The 14,614-nt window shown below is 71.9% G+C and carries 14 protein-coding genes; 10 read left to right on the forward strand and 4 right to left on the reverse strand.

Annotated elements, in window-relative coordinates; all coding sequences use genetic code 11:
• Window positions 1-40: 40 nt before the first annotated feature.
• A complete protein-coding gene (locus HNQ79_RS02190; protein WP_185026184.1) occupies window positions 41-2,119 on the forward strand; it encodes a serine/threonine-protein kinase in 2,079 nt (692 codons plus the stop codon).
• On the opposite strand, the gene HNQ79_RS02195 is transcribed toward HNQ79_RS02190, so the two are convergent.
• Complete coding sequence (locus tag HNQ79_RS02195) at window positions 2,113-2,769, reverse strand: pirin family protein (RefSeq protein ID WP_185026186.1); 657 nt, start codon at window positions 2,767-2,769, stop codon at window positions 2,113-2,115. The genes HNQ79_RS02190 and HNQ79_RS02195 overlap by 7 nt on opposite strands.
• A gap of 95 nt (window positions 2,770-2,864) precedes the next feature.
• On the opposite strand from HNQ79_RS02195, the gene fasR reads away from it, so the two are divergent.
• From fasR to HNQ79_RS02220, 5 genes are all read left to right on the forward strand, one after another.
• Window positions 2,865-4,076: a fatty acid biosynthesis transcriptional regulator FasR gene (gene fasR / locus HNQ79_RS02200; protein WP_185026573.1), complete on the forward strand. Its 1,212-nt coding sequence runs from the start codon at window positions 2,865-2,867 to the stop codon at window positions 4,074-4,076.
• An 89-nt stretch (window positions 4,077-4,165) separates the two neighbouring features.
• The gene (locus tag HNQ79_RS02205; RefSeq protein WP_185026188.1) at window positions 4,166-5,092 is read left to right on the forward strand and encodes an ACP S-malonyltransferase; all 927 of its coding nucleotides are present in this window, start codon (window positions 4,166-4,168) and stop codon (window positions 5,090-5,092) included.
• A 9-nt stretch (window positions 5,093-5,101) separates the two neighbouring features.
• Window positions 5,102-6,133: a ketoacyl-ACP synthase III gene (locus tag HNQ79_RS02210; protein ID WP_185026190.1), complete on the forward strand. Its 1,032-nt coding sequence runs from the start codon at window positions 5,102-5,104 to the stop codon at window positions 6,131-6,133.
• A gap of 74 nt (window positions 6,134-6,207) precedes the next feature.
• On the forward strand, window positions 6,208-6,456 hold the full coding sequence (locus HNQ79_RS02215; RefSeq protein WP_185026192.1) for an acyl carrier protein: 249 nt from the start codon (window positions 6,208-6,210) through the stop codon (window positions 6,454-6,456).
• Window positions 6,457-6,540: 84 nt separating this feature from the next.
• Window positions 6,541-7,809, forward strand: a complete 1,269-nt coding sequence (locus tag HNQ79_RS02220; protein WP_185026194.1) for a beta-ketoacyl-[acyl-carrier-protein] synthase family protein — start codon at window positions 6,541-6,543, stop codon at window positions 7,807-7,809.
• A gap of 142 nt (window positions 7,810-7,951) precedes the next feature.
• Here the strand turns inward: HNQ79_RS02220 and HNQ79_RS02225 are convergent, their stop codons facing one another.
• Window positions 7,952-8,446, reverse strand: coding sequence for a DUF3145 domain-containing protein (locus tag HNQ79_RS02225; protein WP_185026196.1), 495 nt, complete (start codon window positions 8,444-8,446; stop codon window positions 7,952-7,954).
• A 376-nt stretch (window positions 8,447-8,822) separates the two neighbouring features.
• Here HNQ79_RS02225 and HNQ79_RS02230 point away from each other — a divergent pair, with 376 nt between their 5' ends.
• The gene (locus tag HNQ79_RS02230; protein WP_185026198.1) at window positions 8,823-9,764 is read left to right on the forward strand and encodes an SGNH/GDSL hydrolase family protein; all 942 of its coding nucleotides are present in this window, start codon (window positions 8,823-8,825) and stop codon (window positions 9,762-9,764) included.
• Between the two features lie 146 nt (window positions 9,765-9,910).
• Here HNQ79_RS02230 and HNQ79_RS02235 read toward each other — a convergent pair whose 3' ends face one another.
• The gene (locus tag HNQ79_RS02235; RefSeq protein WP_229923143.1) at window positions 9,911-12,394 is read right to left on the reverse strand and encodes a beta-glucosidase family protein; all 2,484 of its coding nucleotides are present in this window, start codon (window positions 12,392-12,394) and stop codon (window positions 9,911-9,913) included.
• 142 nt (window positions 12,395-12,536) lie between these two features.
• Between HNQ79_RS02235 and HNQ79_RS02240 the strand changes: the two genes are divergently transcribed.
• From HNQ79_RS02240 to HNQ79_RS02250, 3 genes are read left to right on the forward strand one after another with little or no spacing between them, the layout of a single operon-like run.
• Entirely contained in the window at window positions 12,537-13,121 is a 585-nt protein-coding gene (locus HNQ79_RS02240; protein ID WP_185026199.1) for a TetR/AcrR family transcriptional regulator, read from the forward strand.
• A gap of 59 nt (window positions 13,122-13,180) precedes the next feature.
• Complete coding sequence (locus HNQ79_RS02245) at window positions 13,181-13,486, forward strand: CopG family transcriptional regulator (protein WP_185026201.1); 306 nt, start codon at window positions 13,181-13,183, stop codon at window positions 13,484-13,486.
• A complete protein-coding gene (locus HNQ79_RS02250) occupies window positions 13,483-13,881 on the forward strand; it encodes a PIN domain-containing protein (RefSeq protein ID WP_185026204.1) in 399 nt (132 codons plus the stop codon). The genes HNQ79_RS02245 and HNQ79_RS02250 overlap by 4 nt, the downstream gene beginning before the upstream one ends.
• A 30-nt stretch (window positions 13,882-13,911) precedes the next feature.
• Here the strand turns inward: HNQ79_RS02250 and HNQ79_RS02255 are convergent, their stop codons facing one another.
• Window positions 13,912-14,523, reverse strand: a complete 612-nt coding sequence (locus tag HNQ79_RS02255; protein WP_185026205.1) for a LysE family transporter — start codon at window positions 14,521-14,523, stop codon at window positions 13,912-13,914.
• Window positions 14,524-14,614: the final 91 nt, after the last annotated feature.

Raw genomic sequence — 14,614 nt, forward strand, 5'->3', positions numbered from 1 at the left:
AGAGACGTGATGCGACAAGGCTGAATACGGGGAGAGTCGGATGCACCAGGGCGCGGCAGCGGGCGGACAGTTCCATCCGCTGGAGGACAACGACCCCCGGTCGGTGGCCGGTTACCGCATTGCGGCGCGGCTCGGGGCCGGTGGGATGGGGCAGGTGTACCTGTCGTACACGCCCGGCGGCCATCCGATCGCGATCAAAGTGATCCGGCCGGAGCTGGGCGAGGACCCCGGGTTCCGGCAGCGGTTCCGGCTGGAGGTGCAGGCGGCGCAGCGGGTGCAGGGGCTGTACACCGCGCCCGTCATCGACTTCGACACCGAGGGCGGCCGGCCGTGGCTGGCGACGGCGTACGTTGCCGGGCACTCGCTCGCGGTGGCGGTGGCCGAGCACGGGAGGCTGCCGGTCGCGGCCGTATTGCGGCTGCTCGCCGGGATGGCGGAGGCGCTGAAGGTCATCCACGACGCGGGCATCGTGCACCGGGACCTCAAGCCCGCGAACGTCCTGCTCGGGGCGGACGGGCCGAAGGTCATCGACTTCGGGATCGCGCGGGCGGCGGACGCGACGGCGCTGACCGGAACGGGCGTCACGGTCGGGACGCCCGCGTTCATGTCGCCCGAACAGGCGGCGGGGCGGGAGCTCGGCCCGCCGTCCGACATCTTCGCGCTGGGCCAGGTCGGCGTGTACGCGGCGGTCGGCAACCAGGCGTACGGGCAGGGCAATTCGCACGCCGTGCTGTACCGCATCGTGCACGAGAAGCCGGATCTCACCGGGCTGCCGGAGGAACTGGGCTTTCTGGCGCACTGCCTGGCAAAGGACCCTGCGCAGCGGCCGACGCCCGCCGAGATCATCGAGTTCTGCCGCGCCGCATCCCCCGAACCGCTGAGCCAGCGCGGGAGTTGGCTGCCGGAGGTCATGGAGGAAGACATCGACCGCAGGACCCGGGCATGGGCGGCGATGCGTACGTCCATGTCGGCGACGGCGGAGGGCGCGGCGGGAAGCGGGACGGGCAAGGCGTCGCCCCAGAACATCTCCGGCGGCCCGGACCTCTCCGGCGGGCGGGACGAGGCCGCTCCGGAGGGCAGTGGCCCGGCGGCTCCGTCCTCGCTCGGTGGCGTCGGCACACCTGGTGGCCCCGGCGGTTTCGGCACCCCCGGCACTCCCGACGGATCGAGTGCCCCCAGCGGCCCCGCCACCCCCGGCTCACCCGCCGGGCCCGTCCCCTACCCCTTGACCGCCCCCGGCGACTCCCACGCCCCGACCGCCACCGCCGCCTCTCCCGTCGGCCCCTCCACCCCGCCCCCGCCCGCTGCTCCCGGCATGCCTCCCACCCCGCCCGGCGGCTCGGCGACGTCTCCGCCGTACCCCGGTTCGTATCCCGGACAGCCCGCGCAGCAGCCCACCACCGCCCCGTACCCAGGGCCCGGCGGCCCCAGCCATCCCACGCACCCCGCCCACACCCCCCAGCACAGCCTGCACGCCGCCCCGTATCCCATGCAGCCGCAGGCCAGCTGGGCTCCGCCGCCGCCCAAGAAGAAGATGAGCGGCGGCGTCGTCGCGCTCATCGTCATCGCGGCCGTCCTGCTGCCGATCGGCGGCTGTGCGGCGTACCTCGTGAGCCTGACGGACAACCTGACGGACGACTCGAAGCGGGACCGGACCAGCTCGTCGGCCGGGAGCACCGGAGGCGCAAGCGGTAAGCCGCGGCCCGACCCGAAGCCCGTCACGTACAAGGGCGTCAACCTGACGAGGAACTACTACGTCCGGTTCGCCGACTCGCCGCCCAGGCCGATCCACTCGGGCGACGCCGCCTACGAGGCGGACTCGGACTTCTACTACTGGAGCAACGAGCGCTACATCGGCAGCCGGAGCAAGAAGATCTCGCTGCTGAACAACTCGCAGAAGGGTTCGCTCCGGACCTGCCGCGACGAGACCCGCTTCACCGAGCGCCTCACCCTCAGCCAGGTGTCGCCCGGGTCGCAGATCTGCGTGCACACGGACGCGGGCCACATCGCCCTGGTCACCTACCGCGGCAGGTCGTCGGCGTCCGACCCCAGCGACTACGTCACCCTCGACTTCACGCTGTGGCGCAACGCGGAGGAGCCCGCCGACTCCGGCTACTGACCTTCCGCGATCTCCCACACGAGGACTTCGGCGGCGGTCGCGGCCGTCAGTTCGAGGCCCGGCCCGTCGCTGACCCGCATCGAGTCCCCCGGCCCCAACTCGGCTTCCGCACATGTCACTTCGCCGCGCACGACGTGGAGGTAGGCGGACCGGGGGACCGGCACCCGCTCGCCCGTCGCGGGCCGCCGCACGTGCAGTGCCGCTCCGGCCGCCGCCACCTCGTACGGAGTGGCGTCGGAGATCCCGCGCACCAGTGCGTACGCCGGGTCGCCGCCCGGTACCAGCGGGGCCAGCCACATCTGGACGAAGACCAGCGGCACGTCGCCCGCGTTGCGCTCCTCGTGCCGCACCCCGTCGGCGGCGCTCAGGTGCTGCACGTCGCCGGGGCGTACCACGGTGGCGCGGCCCGTGGAGTCGAGGTGGGTGAGTTCGCCCTCGACGACCCAGGTGACGATCTCGGTGTGGCTGTGCGGGTGCTCGTCGAAGCCCGCGCCGGGGGCCAGGCGTTCCTCGTTGCAGGCGAGGACGGGCCCGAAACGCAGGTTGTCCGGGTCGTAGAACCGGCCGAAGGAGAAGGCGTGCAGGGACTCGATGCCGGCGGCGGGCTCGCCACCCCGGTAACGGTCGGCAGCGCGGCGTACGGATATCACGGTGACCAGCGTAGGCCCGGGACACCGGGCCGGTCGCCGGATAAGGCAGTCTTGTCCCCGTGCCCCGATCCGATCCAGAGCAGCCCACCGAGTCCGTGACCGAGACCTCCGCGGAGGAGAACGCGTCCGCGAACGGCGGCCGGACGCGTCATTCGCATACCGCGACGCTCAAGCGGCTGGAGCAGTCCGCCGGCTCCCTCGCGGCGAGCGCCATCGCGCGGATGGACGAGACGCTGCCCTGGTACCGGGCCATGCCGCCCGAGAACAGGTCGTGGATCGGGCTTGTCGCGCAGGCCGGTATCGCCGCCTTCACGGAGTGGTTCCGGCATCCGGAGGCCCCGCAGGCGATCTCCACCGACGTGTTCGGGACCGCGCCGCGCGAGCTGACGCGGGCGATCACGCTGCGCCAGACAGTGGAGATGGTGCGTACGACCATCGAGGTCATGGAGTCGGCGATCGAGGAGGTCGCCGCCCCGGGCGACGAGTCGGTCCTGCGCGAGGCGCTGCTCGTCTACGCACGGGAGATCGCCTTCGCGACCGCCCAGGTGTACGCGCAGGCCGCCGAGGCGCGCGGCGCTTGGGACGCCCGGCTGGAGTCCCTCGTGGTGAACGCCGTGCTGTCCGGGGAGGCCGACGAGGGAGCCGTGTCGCGGGCCGCCGCCCTCGGGTGGAACTCCCCCGAGCACGTGTGCGTGGTGCTGGGGACTGCCCCCGACGGAGACTCCGAACTGACCGTGGAGGCGATCCGGCGGGCCGCGCGGCACGCGAAGCTCCAGGTGCTGACCGGGGTGCTCGGGGCGCGACTCGTCGTCATCGCGGGCGGCAGCGACAACCCGCTGAGCGTCGCTAAGTCACTGATCGGGCCGTACGCGGCCGGGCCCGTCGTCGCGGGGCCCGTCGTACCCGACCTGCTCGCGGCGACGAAGTCCGCGCAGGCGGCGGCCGCCGGGCTCAAGGCGTGCACCGCGTGGCAGGACGCTCCCAGGCCCGTCCTGGCGGACGATTTGCTCCCGGAGCGGGCGATCGCTTCCGACCCTGCTGCGCGCGAGCAGTTGGTGGAGGAGATCTACAGACCGCTGGAGGAGGCCGGGTCGGCGCTCCTGGAGACGCTGAGCGTGTACCTGGAGCAGGCGAGCAGTCTGGAGGGGGCGGCGCGGATGCTCTTCGTGCACCCGAATACCGTGCGCTACCGGCTTCGACGTGTGACTGACGTCACCGGCTGGTCCCCGTCGGACGTCCGCTCGGCGTTTACGCTCCGTATCGCCCTCATCCTGGGGCGTCTGGCCGACGGGGAATCTCCGTCCTAGACTTTTGTTGGATACAAACAATTCCCCTGTCGGTTCTTCGTCCCAGTCCCCACGGGCAGAAGACGCCGCCCACAAGAGAGAGTGTGAGGGTGCTCGTACTCGTCGCTCCCGGCCAAGGCGCTCAGACGCCCGGCTTCCTTAATCCCTGGCTCGAACTGCCCGGCGCCGCCGACCGCGTCGCGGCCTGGTCCGACGCCATTGAGCTCGACCTCGCCCGCTACGGCACGACGGGCGACGCCGACGAAATCCGTGACACCGCTGTCGCCCAGCCGCTGCTGGTGGCCGCCGGACTGCTGTCCGCGGCCGAACTCGGCGGCTTCGCCGACGCCGGCGCCGTCGCCGGGCACAGCGTCGGCGAGATCACCGCCGCCGCACTCGCGGGCGTCCTGACCGAAGAGGCCGCGCTGCGGTTCGTCCGCATGCGCGGACGCGGCATGGCCGAGGCCGCCGCGGTCACCGAGACGGGCATGGCCGCCCTGCTCGGCGGCGACCCCGAGGTGACCGTCGAGCACCTGAGGAAGCTCGGGCTGACCCCGGCGAACGTGAACGGCGCCGGCCAGATCGTCGCCGCCGGTACGGCCGAGCAGCTCGCCGCCCTGCAGGCCGACAAGCCCGAGGGCGTGCGCCGTGTCGTACCCCTGAAGGTGGCCGGTGCGTTCCACACCGAGCACATGGCACCGGCGGTCGCCGAACTCGGCAAGGCCGCCCAGGACCTGACGGTGTCCGACCCGAGGCTCGCGTACGTCTCCAACGCCGACGGCCAGGTCGTCGCCGCCGGTTCCGAGATCGTCTCGCGCCTGGTCAGCCAGGTCTCCAACCCGGTCCGCTGGGACCTGTGCATGGAGACCTTCGGTGCGCTCGGCGCCACCGCGATGATCGAGGTCTGCCCCGGCGGCACGCTGACCGGGCTCGCCAAGCGCGCCCTGCCGGGCGTGAAGACGCTCGCGCTGAAGACCCCCGACGACCTCGACGCGGCCCGCGCGCTCCTCGCCGAGCACGCGCACCCGACCGCGTAAGGAGCGAGCATGTCGAAGATCAAGCCCAGCAAGGGCGCCCCGTACGCGCGCATCCTCGGTGTCGGCGGCTACCGTCCCACCCGGGTCGTGCCCAACGAGGTGATCCTCGAAAGGATCGACTCGTCCGACGAGTGGATCCGCTCGCGCTCCGGTATCGCCACCCGTCACTGGGCGGGCGACGAGGAGTCCGTGGCGATGATGTCGATCGAGGCGGCCGGCAAGGCCATCGCCGACTCCGGGATCTCTCCGGAGCAGATCGGCGGCGTCATCGTCTCCACCGTCTCGCACTTCAAGCAGACCCCGGCCGTCGCGACCGAGATCGCGCACCGGATCGGCGCGGTCAAGCCCGCCGCCTTCGACATCTCCGCCGGCTGCGCCGGTTTCGGCTACGGCCTGACCCTGGCCAAGGGCATGATCGTCGAAGGTTCCGCCGAGTACGTCCTCGTCATCGGCGTGGAGCGGCTCAGCGACCTCACCGACCTGGAGGACCGCGCGACGGCCTTCCTGTTCGGCGACGGTGCGGGCGCGGTCGTCGTCGGCCCCTCGGACGAGCCGCACATCGGCCCGACCGTGTGGGGTTCCGAGGGCGACAAGTCCGAGACGATCAAGCAGACGGTCGCCTGGGACCAGTGGCGGGTCGGGGACGTCTCCGAGCTGCCGCTGGACAGCAAGGGCGAGGTCAAGTTCCCCGCCATCACCCAGGAGGGCCAGGCGGTGTTCCGCTGGGCCGTCTTCGAGATGGCGAAGGTCGCCCAGCAGGCGCTGGACGCGGCCGGTATCTCCGCACAGGACCTGGACGTCTTCATCCCGCACCAGGCGAACATGCGGATCATCGACTCGATGGTGAAGACTCTCAAGCTGCCGGAGCACGTCACGGTCGCCCGGGACATCGAAACCACCGGCAACACCTCGGCCGCCTCGATCCCGCTCGCGATGGAGCGGCTCCTGGCGACCGGACAGGCGAAGAGCGGCGACACCGCCCTCGTCATCGGCTTCGGGGCGGGTCTCGTGTACGCCGCGACGGTCGTTACCCTCCCCTAGGGCAGTCCGGAGAAATCCGGCACCGCCCCACCCTCTGCACACCCGCTGAATCAGAACACCGAAGGAGCGCCACCATGGCCGCCACTCAGGAGCAGATCGTCGAAGGTCTCGCCGAGATCGTCAACGAGATCGCCGGCATCCCGACCGAGGACGTCCAGCTGGACAAGTCCTTCACCGACGACCTGGACGTCGACTCGCTGTCCATGGTCGAGGTCGTCGTCGCCGCCGAAGAGCGTTTCGACGTGAAGATCCCCGACGAGGACGTCAAGAACCTCAAGACGGTCGGCGACGCCGCGAACTACATCCTCAAGCACCAGGCCTGATCGGGCCCGTAGCTAGCGCTGCACACGCCACCCGGCGGTGGCGCCGTAGACAATTCCCCCTCTACACGTGGAGAAAGAATTCCTGTGAGCCCGACCAATCGCACCGTGGTCGTCACCGGTATCGGCGCTACAACACCGCTGGGTGGCGACGCCGCATCGACCTGGGAAGGCCTGCTGGCAGGCCGCTCGGGCGTCAGCCCCCTGGAGGGCGAGCGCTTCGCCGAGCTTCCCGTACGGATGGCGGCCCAGGCGGCGGTCGACCCGTCCGAGGTGCTGCCGCGTCCGCTGGCCCGCAAGCTGGACCGCTCCGCGCAGTTCGCGCTGATCGCGGCCCGCGAGGCGTGGGCCGACGCGGGCTTCACCGCGAAGGCCGGTGAGGACGAGCACATCGCCCCCGAGCGCCTCGGCACCGTCATCGCCTCCGGCATCGGCGGCATCACGACCCTGCTCGACCAGTACGACGTGCTGAAGGAGAAGGGCGTCCGCCGCGTCTCCCCGCACACCGTCCCCATGCTCATGCCCAACGGCCCCTCCGCCAACGTCGGTCTGGAGATGAACGCCCAGGCGGGCGTGCACTCCATGGTCAGCGCGTGCGCGTCGGGCGCCGAGGCGGTCGGCTACGCGATCGAGATGATCCGCTCCGGCCGCGCCGACGTCGTCGTCGCCGGCGGTACGGAGGCGACGATCCACCCGCTGCCGATCGCCGCGTTCGCCAACATGATGGCGATGTCCAAGAACAACGACGAGCCCGAGAAGGCGTCGCGCCCCTACGACACCGCACGCGACGGCTTCGTCCTCGGCGAGGGCGCGGGCATCGTGGTCCTGGAGTCCGCCGAGCACGCCGCCGCGCGCGGTGCGAAGGTGTACTGCGAGGCCGTCGGCCAGGGGCTGTCGTCCGACGCCCACCACATCGCGCAGCCCGAGCCGTCCGGCCGCGGCATCGCCGCCGCCCTCCAGCAGCTGCTGGACTCCACCGACCTGGAAGCGTCCCAGGTCATGCACCTCAACGCGCACGCCACGTCCACTCCGCAGGGCGACGTCGCCGAGATCAAGGCGCTCCGCAAGGTGCTGGGCGACGACCTCGACCACGTCGCGGTCTCCGCCACCAAGTCGATGACCGGCCACCTGCTGGGCGGCGCGGGCGGCATCGAGACGGTCGCCACCGTCCTCGCCCTGCACCACCGCACGGCCCCGCCGACCATCAACGTCGAGGACCTCGACCCGGAGGCGGCGGACGCGGACATCGTCCGCGACAAGCCGCGCGCGCTGCCCGGCGAGGGCACGATCGCGGCGATCAACAACTCGTTCGGGTTCGGCGGCCACAACGTGGTGCTGGCGTTCCGGACGGTGTGATCCGCGTCCGTACGCACGGACAGCCGCTCCGTACCGGCTGACAAGGCCCGCCCCCTGTGGGGGCGGGCCTTGTGCGTACGGTCACGGGCCCGGCCCGGCGAGGCGCGCGGGGTTGCGCGGCGGAGTACCCCGTGCGAAAGCTTCAGACGACCTGGTGGAGCCAGCGCACGGGGGCACCCTCACCCGCGTACCGGAAGGGTTCGAGCTCGTCGTCCCACGGCTTGCCGAGCAGCCGGGAGACCTCTTCCTCCAGGACGCTCTCGCCGCGCCGGGAGCGGGTCAGGGCGGCACGCAGCCGGTCCTCGGGGACGAGGATGTCGCCGTGCATGCCGGTGACGGCGTGGAAGATGCCGAGCGCCGGGGTGGAGCTGTAGCGCTCGCCCTCCGCGCCGGGGCACGGCTCGGCGGTCACCTCGAAGCGCAGCATGTCCCAGCCGCGCAGGGCGGAGGCGAGTTTGGACGCCGTACCGGTTCCGCCCTGCCAGGAGAACTCGGATCTCCAGGTGCCCGGCGCGGCCGGCTGTCTGACCCAGTCGAGGCCGACGCGCACGCCGAGCACGGATCCCACCGCCCATTCGACGTGGGGGCACATCGCACGCGGTGCGGAGTGGACGTAGAGAACTCCACGTGTCGTCACCGGGACCTCCTGCTGTGTGGGTCGAGGTTCACCAACACCTGCGGCCTCGTCGTTCCCCCGGCCATTCGGTCGAAGTGACGCTCCTGGCCGGCTCCCGAGGTTGTCAACAGTAAACAGCATCGGGAGTGAAACTCCTGAAAAGGGACAGTATGTGACGTCAGGTAATTTACTGGTACGGGCCGGACGGGGCGGTCCGGGGTGCCGTGCCCCGCCGCGCCGACGCCGTGGGGAAAAGCTACCGTGCGGGGCGTGCGGGGGTGTGACGTACTGTCGGTCCGGGAGCGGGGAAATACCGGGGTTTCCGGGCTTTCCGCCCCCGCCCGCTTCCGGGGGTGGAAGCGGCGCACCGGAACCACCGCGCGGAGGGAAGCACAGCATGCGGGACAGCAGCGGGGGCGGCCGGCGCCCGCACCGCCGTACGAAGGCCGTGGCCGCCGTCCTGGCGGCGACCGCCGTCGGCGCACTGCTGGTGGGCGGGTGCGGGGGTGACGGCGGCGGGGCCGACGGCCCGTCCGCAGGGACCCCGTCCGGTGCGAGGGCGGGCGGTACGCCACCGGCCACGCCGAAACCCACCCCCACGTGGGACCGCAGCCCGTCCTCGCTCGTTGCCGTCGGCGATTCGATAACACGGGCGTTCGACGCGTGTGCGGTCCTCGCGGACTGCCCGGAGTCGTCGTGGGCGACCGGCACGGACCCGGCCGTGAACAGCCTCGCGCGCCGGCTGCTGGGCGCGGAGGGCGCCGCCGAGCGCAGCTGGAACCTCGCGGTCACCGGCTCCCGCGTGGCGGACCTGCCCCGGCAGATGGCCCGCGCCGCCGGGCACCGGCCGGAGCTGGTCACCGTCATGACCGGCGCGAACGACGCGTGCCGCAGCACCGTCTCCGGGATGACGCCGGTCGCCGACTTCCGCGCCTCCTTCGAGAAGGCCCTGCGCACCCTGCGGGCCGACCTGCCGACGACGCAGGTGTACGTGGCGAGCGTGCCGGACCTGAAGCGGCTGTGGTCGCAGGGCCGTGGCTTCCCGGCCGCCAAGCAGGTCTGGGCACTCGGCGTCTGCCCCTCCATGCTGGGAGACGCCGACGCGACGGACGAGCGGGCGGCGACCCGGAGGGACGCGGTGCGGGAGCGGGTGGTCGCGTACAACGGGGTGCTGCGGGAGGTGTGCGCCAAGGACGCGAAGTGCCGGTACGACGGGGGCGCGGTCTTCAACTACCCCTTCACCGGTACGCAGCTGAGCGAGTGGGACTGGTTCCACCCGAGCAAGGACGGCCAGGCAAGGCTGGCCGACCTGGCCCACCGGCGCATCACCACCGACTAGCCCCCCGCCTGCCCCCTTGGGCGGCGGGGCCGCCCCCCGGGGGCGGAACGGGCGGGCAAGGGGGCGGCCCCCCACCGGACGGTGCCCCCCCACCCCACGCCCCGCCACCCCACACGTACGCCCCACCGCCCAAGGGGGCTACCGGGCTACCGGGGTCCCTCCCACCTCACCACGCTCCGGACATCCGTCAGCGAACGACCGACCCGCACCTCGTACGGCCCCTCCACGAACTCCCACGCCCCCGCCCCCTCGTCCCAGACCTCAAAGGTCCGGCGCGGCAGGACCAGCGTCACCTCCACCTCCTCGCCCGGCTCGGCCGCGACGCTCGCGAACGCGGCCAGCCACCGCGCCGGGCGCTCGACCGTGTCGGCCGTCGGCGCGACGTAGGCCTGGACGACCTCGCGGCCCGCACGGGTACCGGTGTTGCGGACGCGGACGGTCACTGTCGTACCGTCGAGGACGGCCGGCCCGTACTCCCACGTGGTGTAGCCGAGGCCGTGGCCGAAGGGGTAGGCGGGGACGGCCCCGCTCCTGTCCCACGCCCGGTAACCGATGAACACACCCTCTTGGTAGGGGAGTTCGCCGTCGACCGGCGTGACCTGGGTGACGGGGACGTCCGCGAGGGCGGCCGGCCAGGTGGTGGGGAGGCGACCGCCCGGCTCCTGCGCGCCGAGGAGCACCTCGGCGAGTGCCGCGCCGCCCTCCTGGCCGGGGAACCAGGACAGGAGGACCGCCGCGACCTCCTCGCGCCACGGCATCTCCACCGGCGAACCGGAGTTGACGACGACGACCGTGCGCGGGTTGACCGCGGCGACCGCCCGGACGAGGTCGTCCTGGCGGCCCGGCAGGGCGAGGTCCTTGCGGTCGAAGCCCTCGGACTCGACGCGGTCGGTGGTGGCGACCACGACGACCGCGGTGTCGGCGTCGCGTGCCGCCTCGACGGCCCGCGCGATCAGTTCGTCCTCGTCGAGCCGCGGGGCGAGGTGGGTGAGGGAGAACATGACGGCCGGCATGGGCGCGCCGGTGTCCTTCGCGACGACGTGCCGCAGCGAGACGGACACGCTCTCCCCCGCGGTGAGGTGCACCCGGCCGCGCTCGGTGGGTGCGCCGAAGAAGGACTCGAAGGGGTCGGCGCCCTCGGTGGGCCCGTGGAAGCCGTCGAAGAGGGTCTCGCCGCCGACGGTGAGGGCGAACTCGCCGAGGCCGCGGGTGCCGAAGGCGTGCTCGCCGCTGTCGCGCGGGGTGCAGGTGCCGATGACTTCGACGCTGTGCAGGGTCTCGTGGGTGACGCCGGCGGGGAGGTCGTCACCGATCCACTGGACCTGGCCGTTGGGCAGCGAGCCCTCACCGATGACGTTCCCGTCCGCGTCGCGGCAGACCGCGCGCAGCTCGAAGCCCTTGTCGGCGACGCCGAGTTCGTCGCTCGGGTCGGCGCCGACGGAATAGGTGAGCATGTCGGCGGGGAGTGCCGCGGCCAGGCCGTCGAGGGGGGTGACGACGTGCTCGGGGAAGACGGTCGCGGAGCCGCCGCCGAGAACGCGGGCGTCGCGGGCGGCCGCTCCGAGGAGGGCGACCTTGCGGGTGCGGGAGACGTCGATGGGCAGTGCGCCGCCCTCGTTGCGTACGAGCACGAAGGCGCGGCGGGCGATCTCGCGGGCGAGGTCCTGGCCGTCGATCGCGGCGGGCAGGTGCGCCTCCGGTACCACGGCGGGGGCTCCGTCGAGCGCGCCGACACGGGCCGCGAGGCGGAGCACGTTGCGTACGGCCTCGTCGACGAGCGCCTCCTCGACCTCGCCGGACCGCACCGCTCCGGCGAGCGCCTCGCCGTACACGGTCTGCGGTCCCGGCATGGCGATGTCCAGGCCGCCTTCGACGGCGCCCCTGGTGGAGCGGGCGGCCATCCAGTCGGAGACGATCGCGCCGTCGAAGCCCCATTCGCCGCGCAGCACCTCGTTCTGGAGGTAGCGGTGCTCGGACATGGTGGTGCCGTTGACGGAGTTGTAGGCGCACATGATGCCCCAGGGGTGGGCGTTCTCCACGATCGCCTCGAAGGGGGCGAGGTAGAGCTCGCGCAGGGGGCGCGCGCCGATGGTGTTGTTGACGGTGAAGCGGTCGGTCTCGGCGTCGTTGGCGACGAAGTGCTTGACCGTGGTGCCCACCCCGCCCTCCTGGACACCGCCGACATAACCGGCCCCGATCACTCCGGTGAGGTACGGGTCCTCGGAGTACGCCTCGAAGTGCCGGCCGCCGAGCGGCGTGCGGTGCAGGTTCACCGTCGGGGCGAGGAGGACGTGCACGGCCTTGCGGCGGGCCTCCTGCGCGAGGAGACGGCCGGCCCGGCGGGCCAGTTCCGGGTCCCAGGTGGCGGCGAGCGCGGTCGGCGAGGGAAGGGCGATCGAGGGGTCGTCGGCGGTCCAGCGGGTGCCGCGCACGCCGATCGGGCCGTCGGAGAACACGAGCGACTTCAGGCCGATCCCGGGGAGCGCGGGCAGCGCCCACATGTCCTTGCCCGCCAGGAGGCGGGCCTTGGCGTCGAGGTCGAGTGTGCCGAGTGCGGCGGCGACGACGTCCTCCCGGATCTGCTCGCCGTCGTGCGCGGTGTGCTGCTGGGTGGTGGGCTCGCCTGCCACGGCCGTACCTCCTCGGTGGGGCTGCTGGTGCCCCCATGGTTACTCCGAATACCTGTGGACCGGTAGGCTTCGTTATTTATTCGTGACATTCATCGATGGCGTACCGTCCTGACCAGCGAGATCACAGGGAGGAGTATCGAGGATGGCCAGAGCCAGGAGCGAGGAACGGCGGGCGGAGATCCTGCGCGCCGCCCTGGAGGTGATCGCCGAGCGCGGCTACCGGGGTGCGTCGCTCGCGTCGGTCGCCGAGCGGGTGGGCCTCACCCAGCAGGGTCTGCTGCACCACTTCCCCACCAAGGAGGCACTCCTGATCGCCGTACTGGAGGAGCGCGACCAGTGGGACACCGGCGGGGCGGGCCTGAGCCGGGAGGCCTGGCGCCTGGACCTGCTGGAGCCGCTCGTCGAGTACAACGCGATGCGCCCCGGCATCGTGCAGACCTTTTCCGCCCTGCTCGGGGAGAGCGTGTCGGACGGGCACCCGGCGAAGGACTTCTTCACCGAGCGGTACGCGACCGTACGCGGCGGCATGGGCGCTGCCCTGCGCGCCGAGTTCGGGAACCGGCTGCCGGGCGGCCTCACCCCGGAACAGGCGGCTCCGCTGCTGGTGGCGGTGATGGACGGGCTGCAGTACCAGTGGCTGCTGGACCCGGAGTCGGTGGACATGCCCGGCGCGTTCCGGGACTTCCTGGGGTTGCTGCGGGGGGCGGGAGACGGTCCGCGGGGCTGATGCGCGGGGGCCGGGGAGAATCGATCCTCCATGCCACTGGCGCTGCTACCGTTTCTGTTATGAGCAGCGTCACACGCAAGTACTCGATCAGCATTCCCGAGGACCTGGCCGAATCGGTCCGGGCGAAGGTGGGACCCGGAAACTTCTCGGCTTTCGTCACCGCTCTCATAGAGCGCGAGGTCCAGCGCGGCAACCTGCGGGAACTGATCGACGCGGCGGAGCTCCAGCACGGCCCCGTGGACCGGGCCGCGGTCGAGGCCAGGCGTGCTGCCCTGCGCGGTGAAGCGCTGGACGGGGAGATGCGGGACAGCGAAGCGCGGGACGGCGCGAACGCGGGAACTCGCTCGAAGAAGGCCGCGGCGTGACGGCGGCCACGGCCCTCGTACTCGACTGCGAGGGTCTTTCCCGGCTGATCAACCGCGACCCCGACCTCACCGCGTGGCTGCTGGCCGCCGAGGCGGAGGACGCCCAGGTCGTCACGTCGACGGCCACCCTCGTCGAAGCGCGCAATCCGAAGGTCCCGCAGGCCAGGTTCGACTACGCGATCTCGCGACTGCACGTGGTGCCGGTGGACGAGGCGCTGGCCCGGTCCGCCTCCAAACTGCTCGCCGTCGCGGGTCTGCACGGGCACAAGTACGCACTGGATGCCATCCTTTCGGCGACCGCCCTCCAGCTGCCGGGCCGTACGGCCATCCTGACCTCCGACCCCGAGGACATCAGCACGCTGTGCGGGCCACGCGTCCGCGTCATCAAGCTCTGACGCCGAGCCACTGGCGCCGCGTGAGCCCCCTCACCGCGCCAGTCCCAGCGTCACGCCCAGCCCTACCAGCACCGAACCGATCCCCCGGTTCAGCGCCTTCTGCCGGCGCAGCATCGCCGCGCGCAGGCGCCCGTCGGAGAAGAAGAGCGCCACCAGCCCGAACCAGCCGAAGTGCGCGACCGACATGAACAGCCCGTAGCCCGCCTGCTGCCAGAGTGCCGTCTCCGGGCCGACGACCTGCGTGAAGGTCGACACGACGAACAGGGTCGTCTTCGGGTTGAGCACGTTGGTGAGGAATCCGGCCCGCATGGCACCCAGTGGTGTCAGCTCCCGCTTCCCGCCGTCGAGATCGACGTCCAGGTCGCTTTTCGCGAAGAAGGTCCGCAGGCCGATGTAGACGAGGTACGCCGCGCCGAGCAGCTTGATCGCGGTGAAGAGAGTGGTGGAGGACGCGATCAGCAGCCCGACCCCGAGCATCGTGTACGTGACGTGGACGAGGACGCCGGCCGCGACGCCCGCCGCGCCCAGCAGTCCCGTGGTGCGCCCGTACAGGTAGCTGTTGCGCACCACCATGGCGAAGTCCGCGCCGGGACTGATGACGGCGAGGAGGGTGATCACGGCGACGGCCAGCACTTCGGTCATGGCGACGATCTTCGCCCGGGTCACCCCCCGCGTTCAAGGGCTTTCCGCGTCCGGTCGGGCATCAGGTCGTACCTCCGATCAGCCACCGGGT

This window comes from Streptomyces candidus (assembly GCF_014207445.1).
GTDB lineage: Bacteria > Actinomycetota > Actinomycetes > Streptomycetales > Streptomycetaceae > Streptomyces > Streptomyces candidus.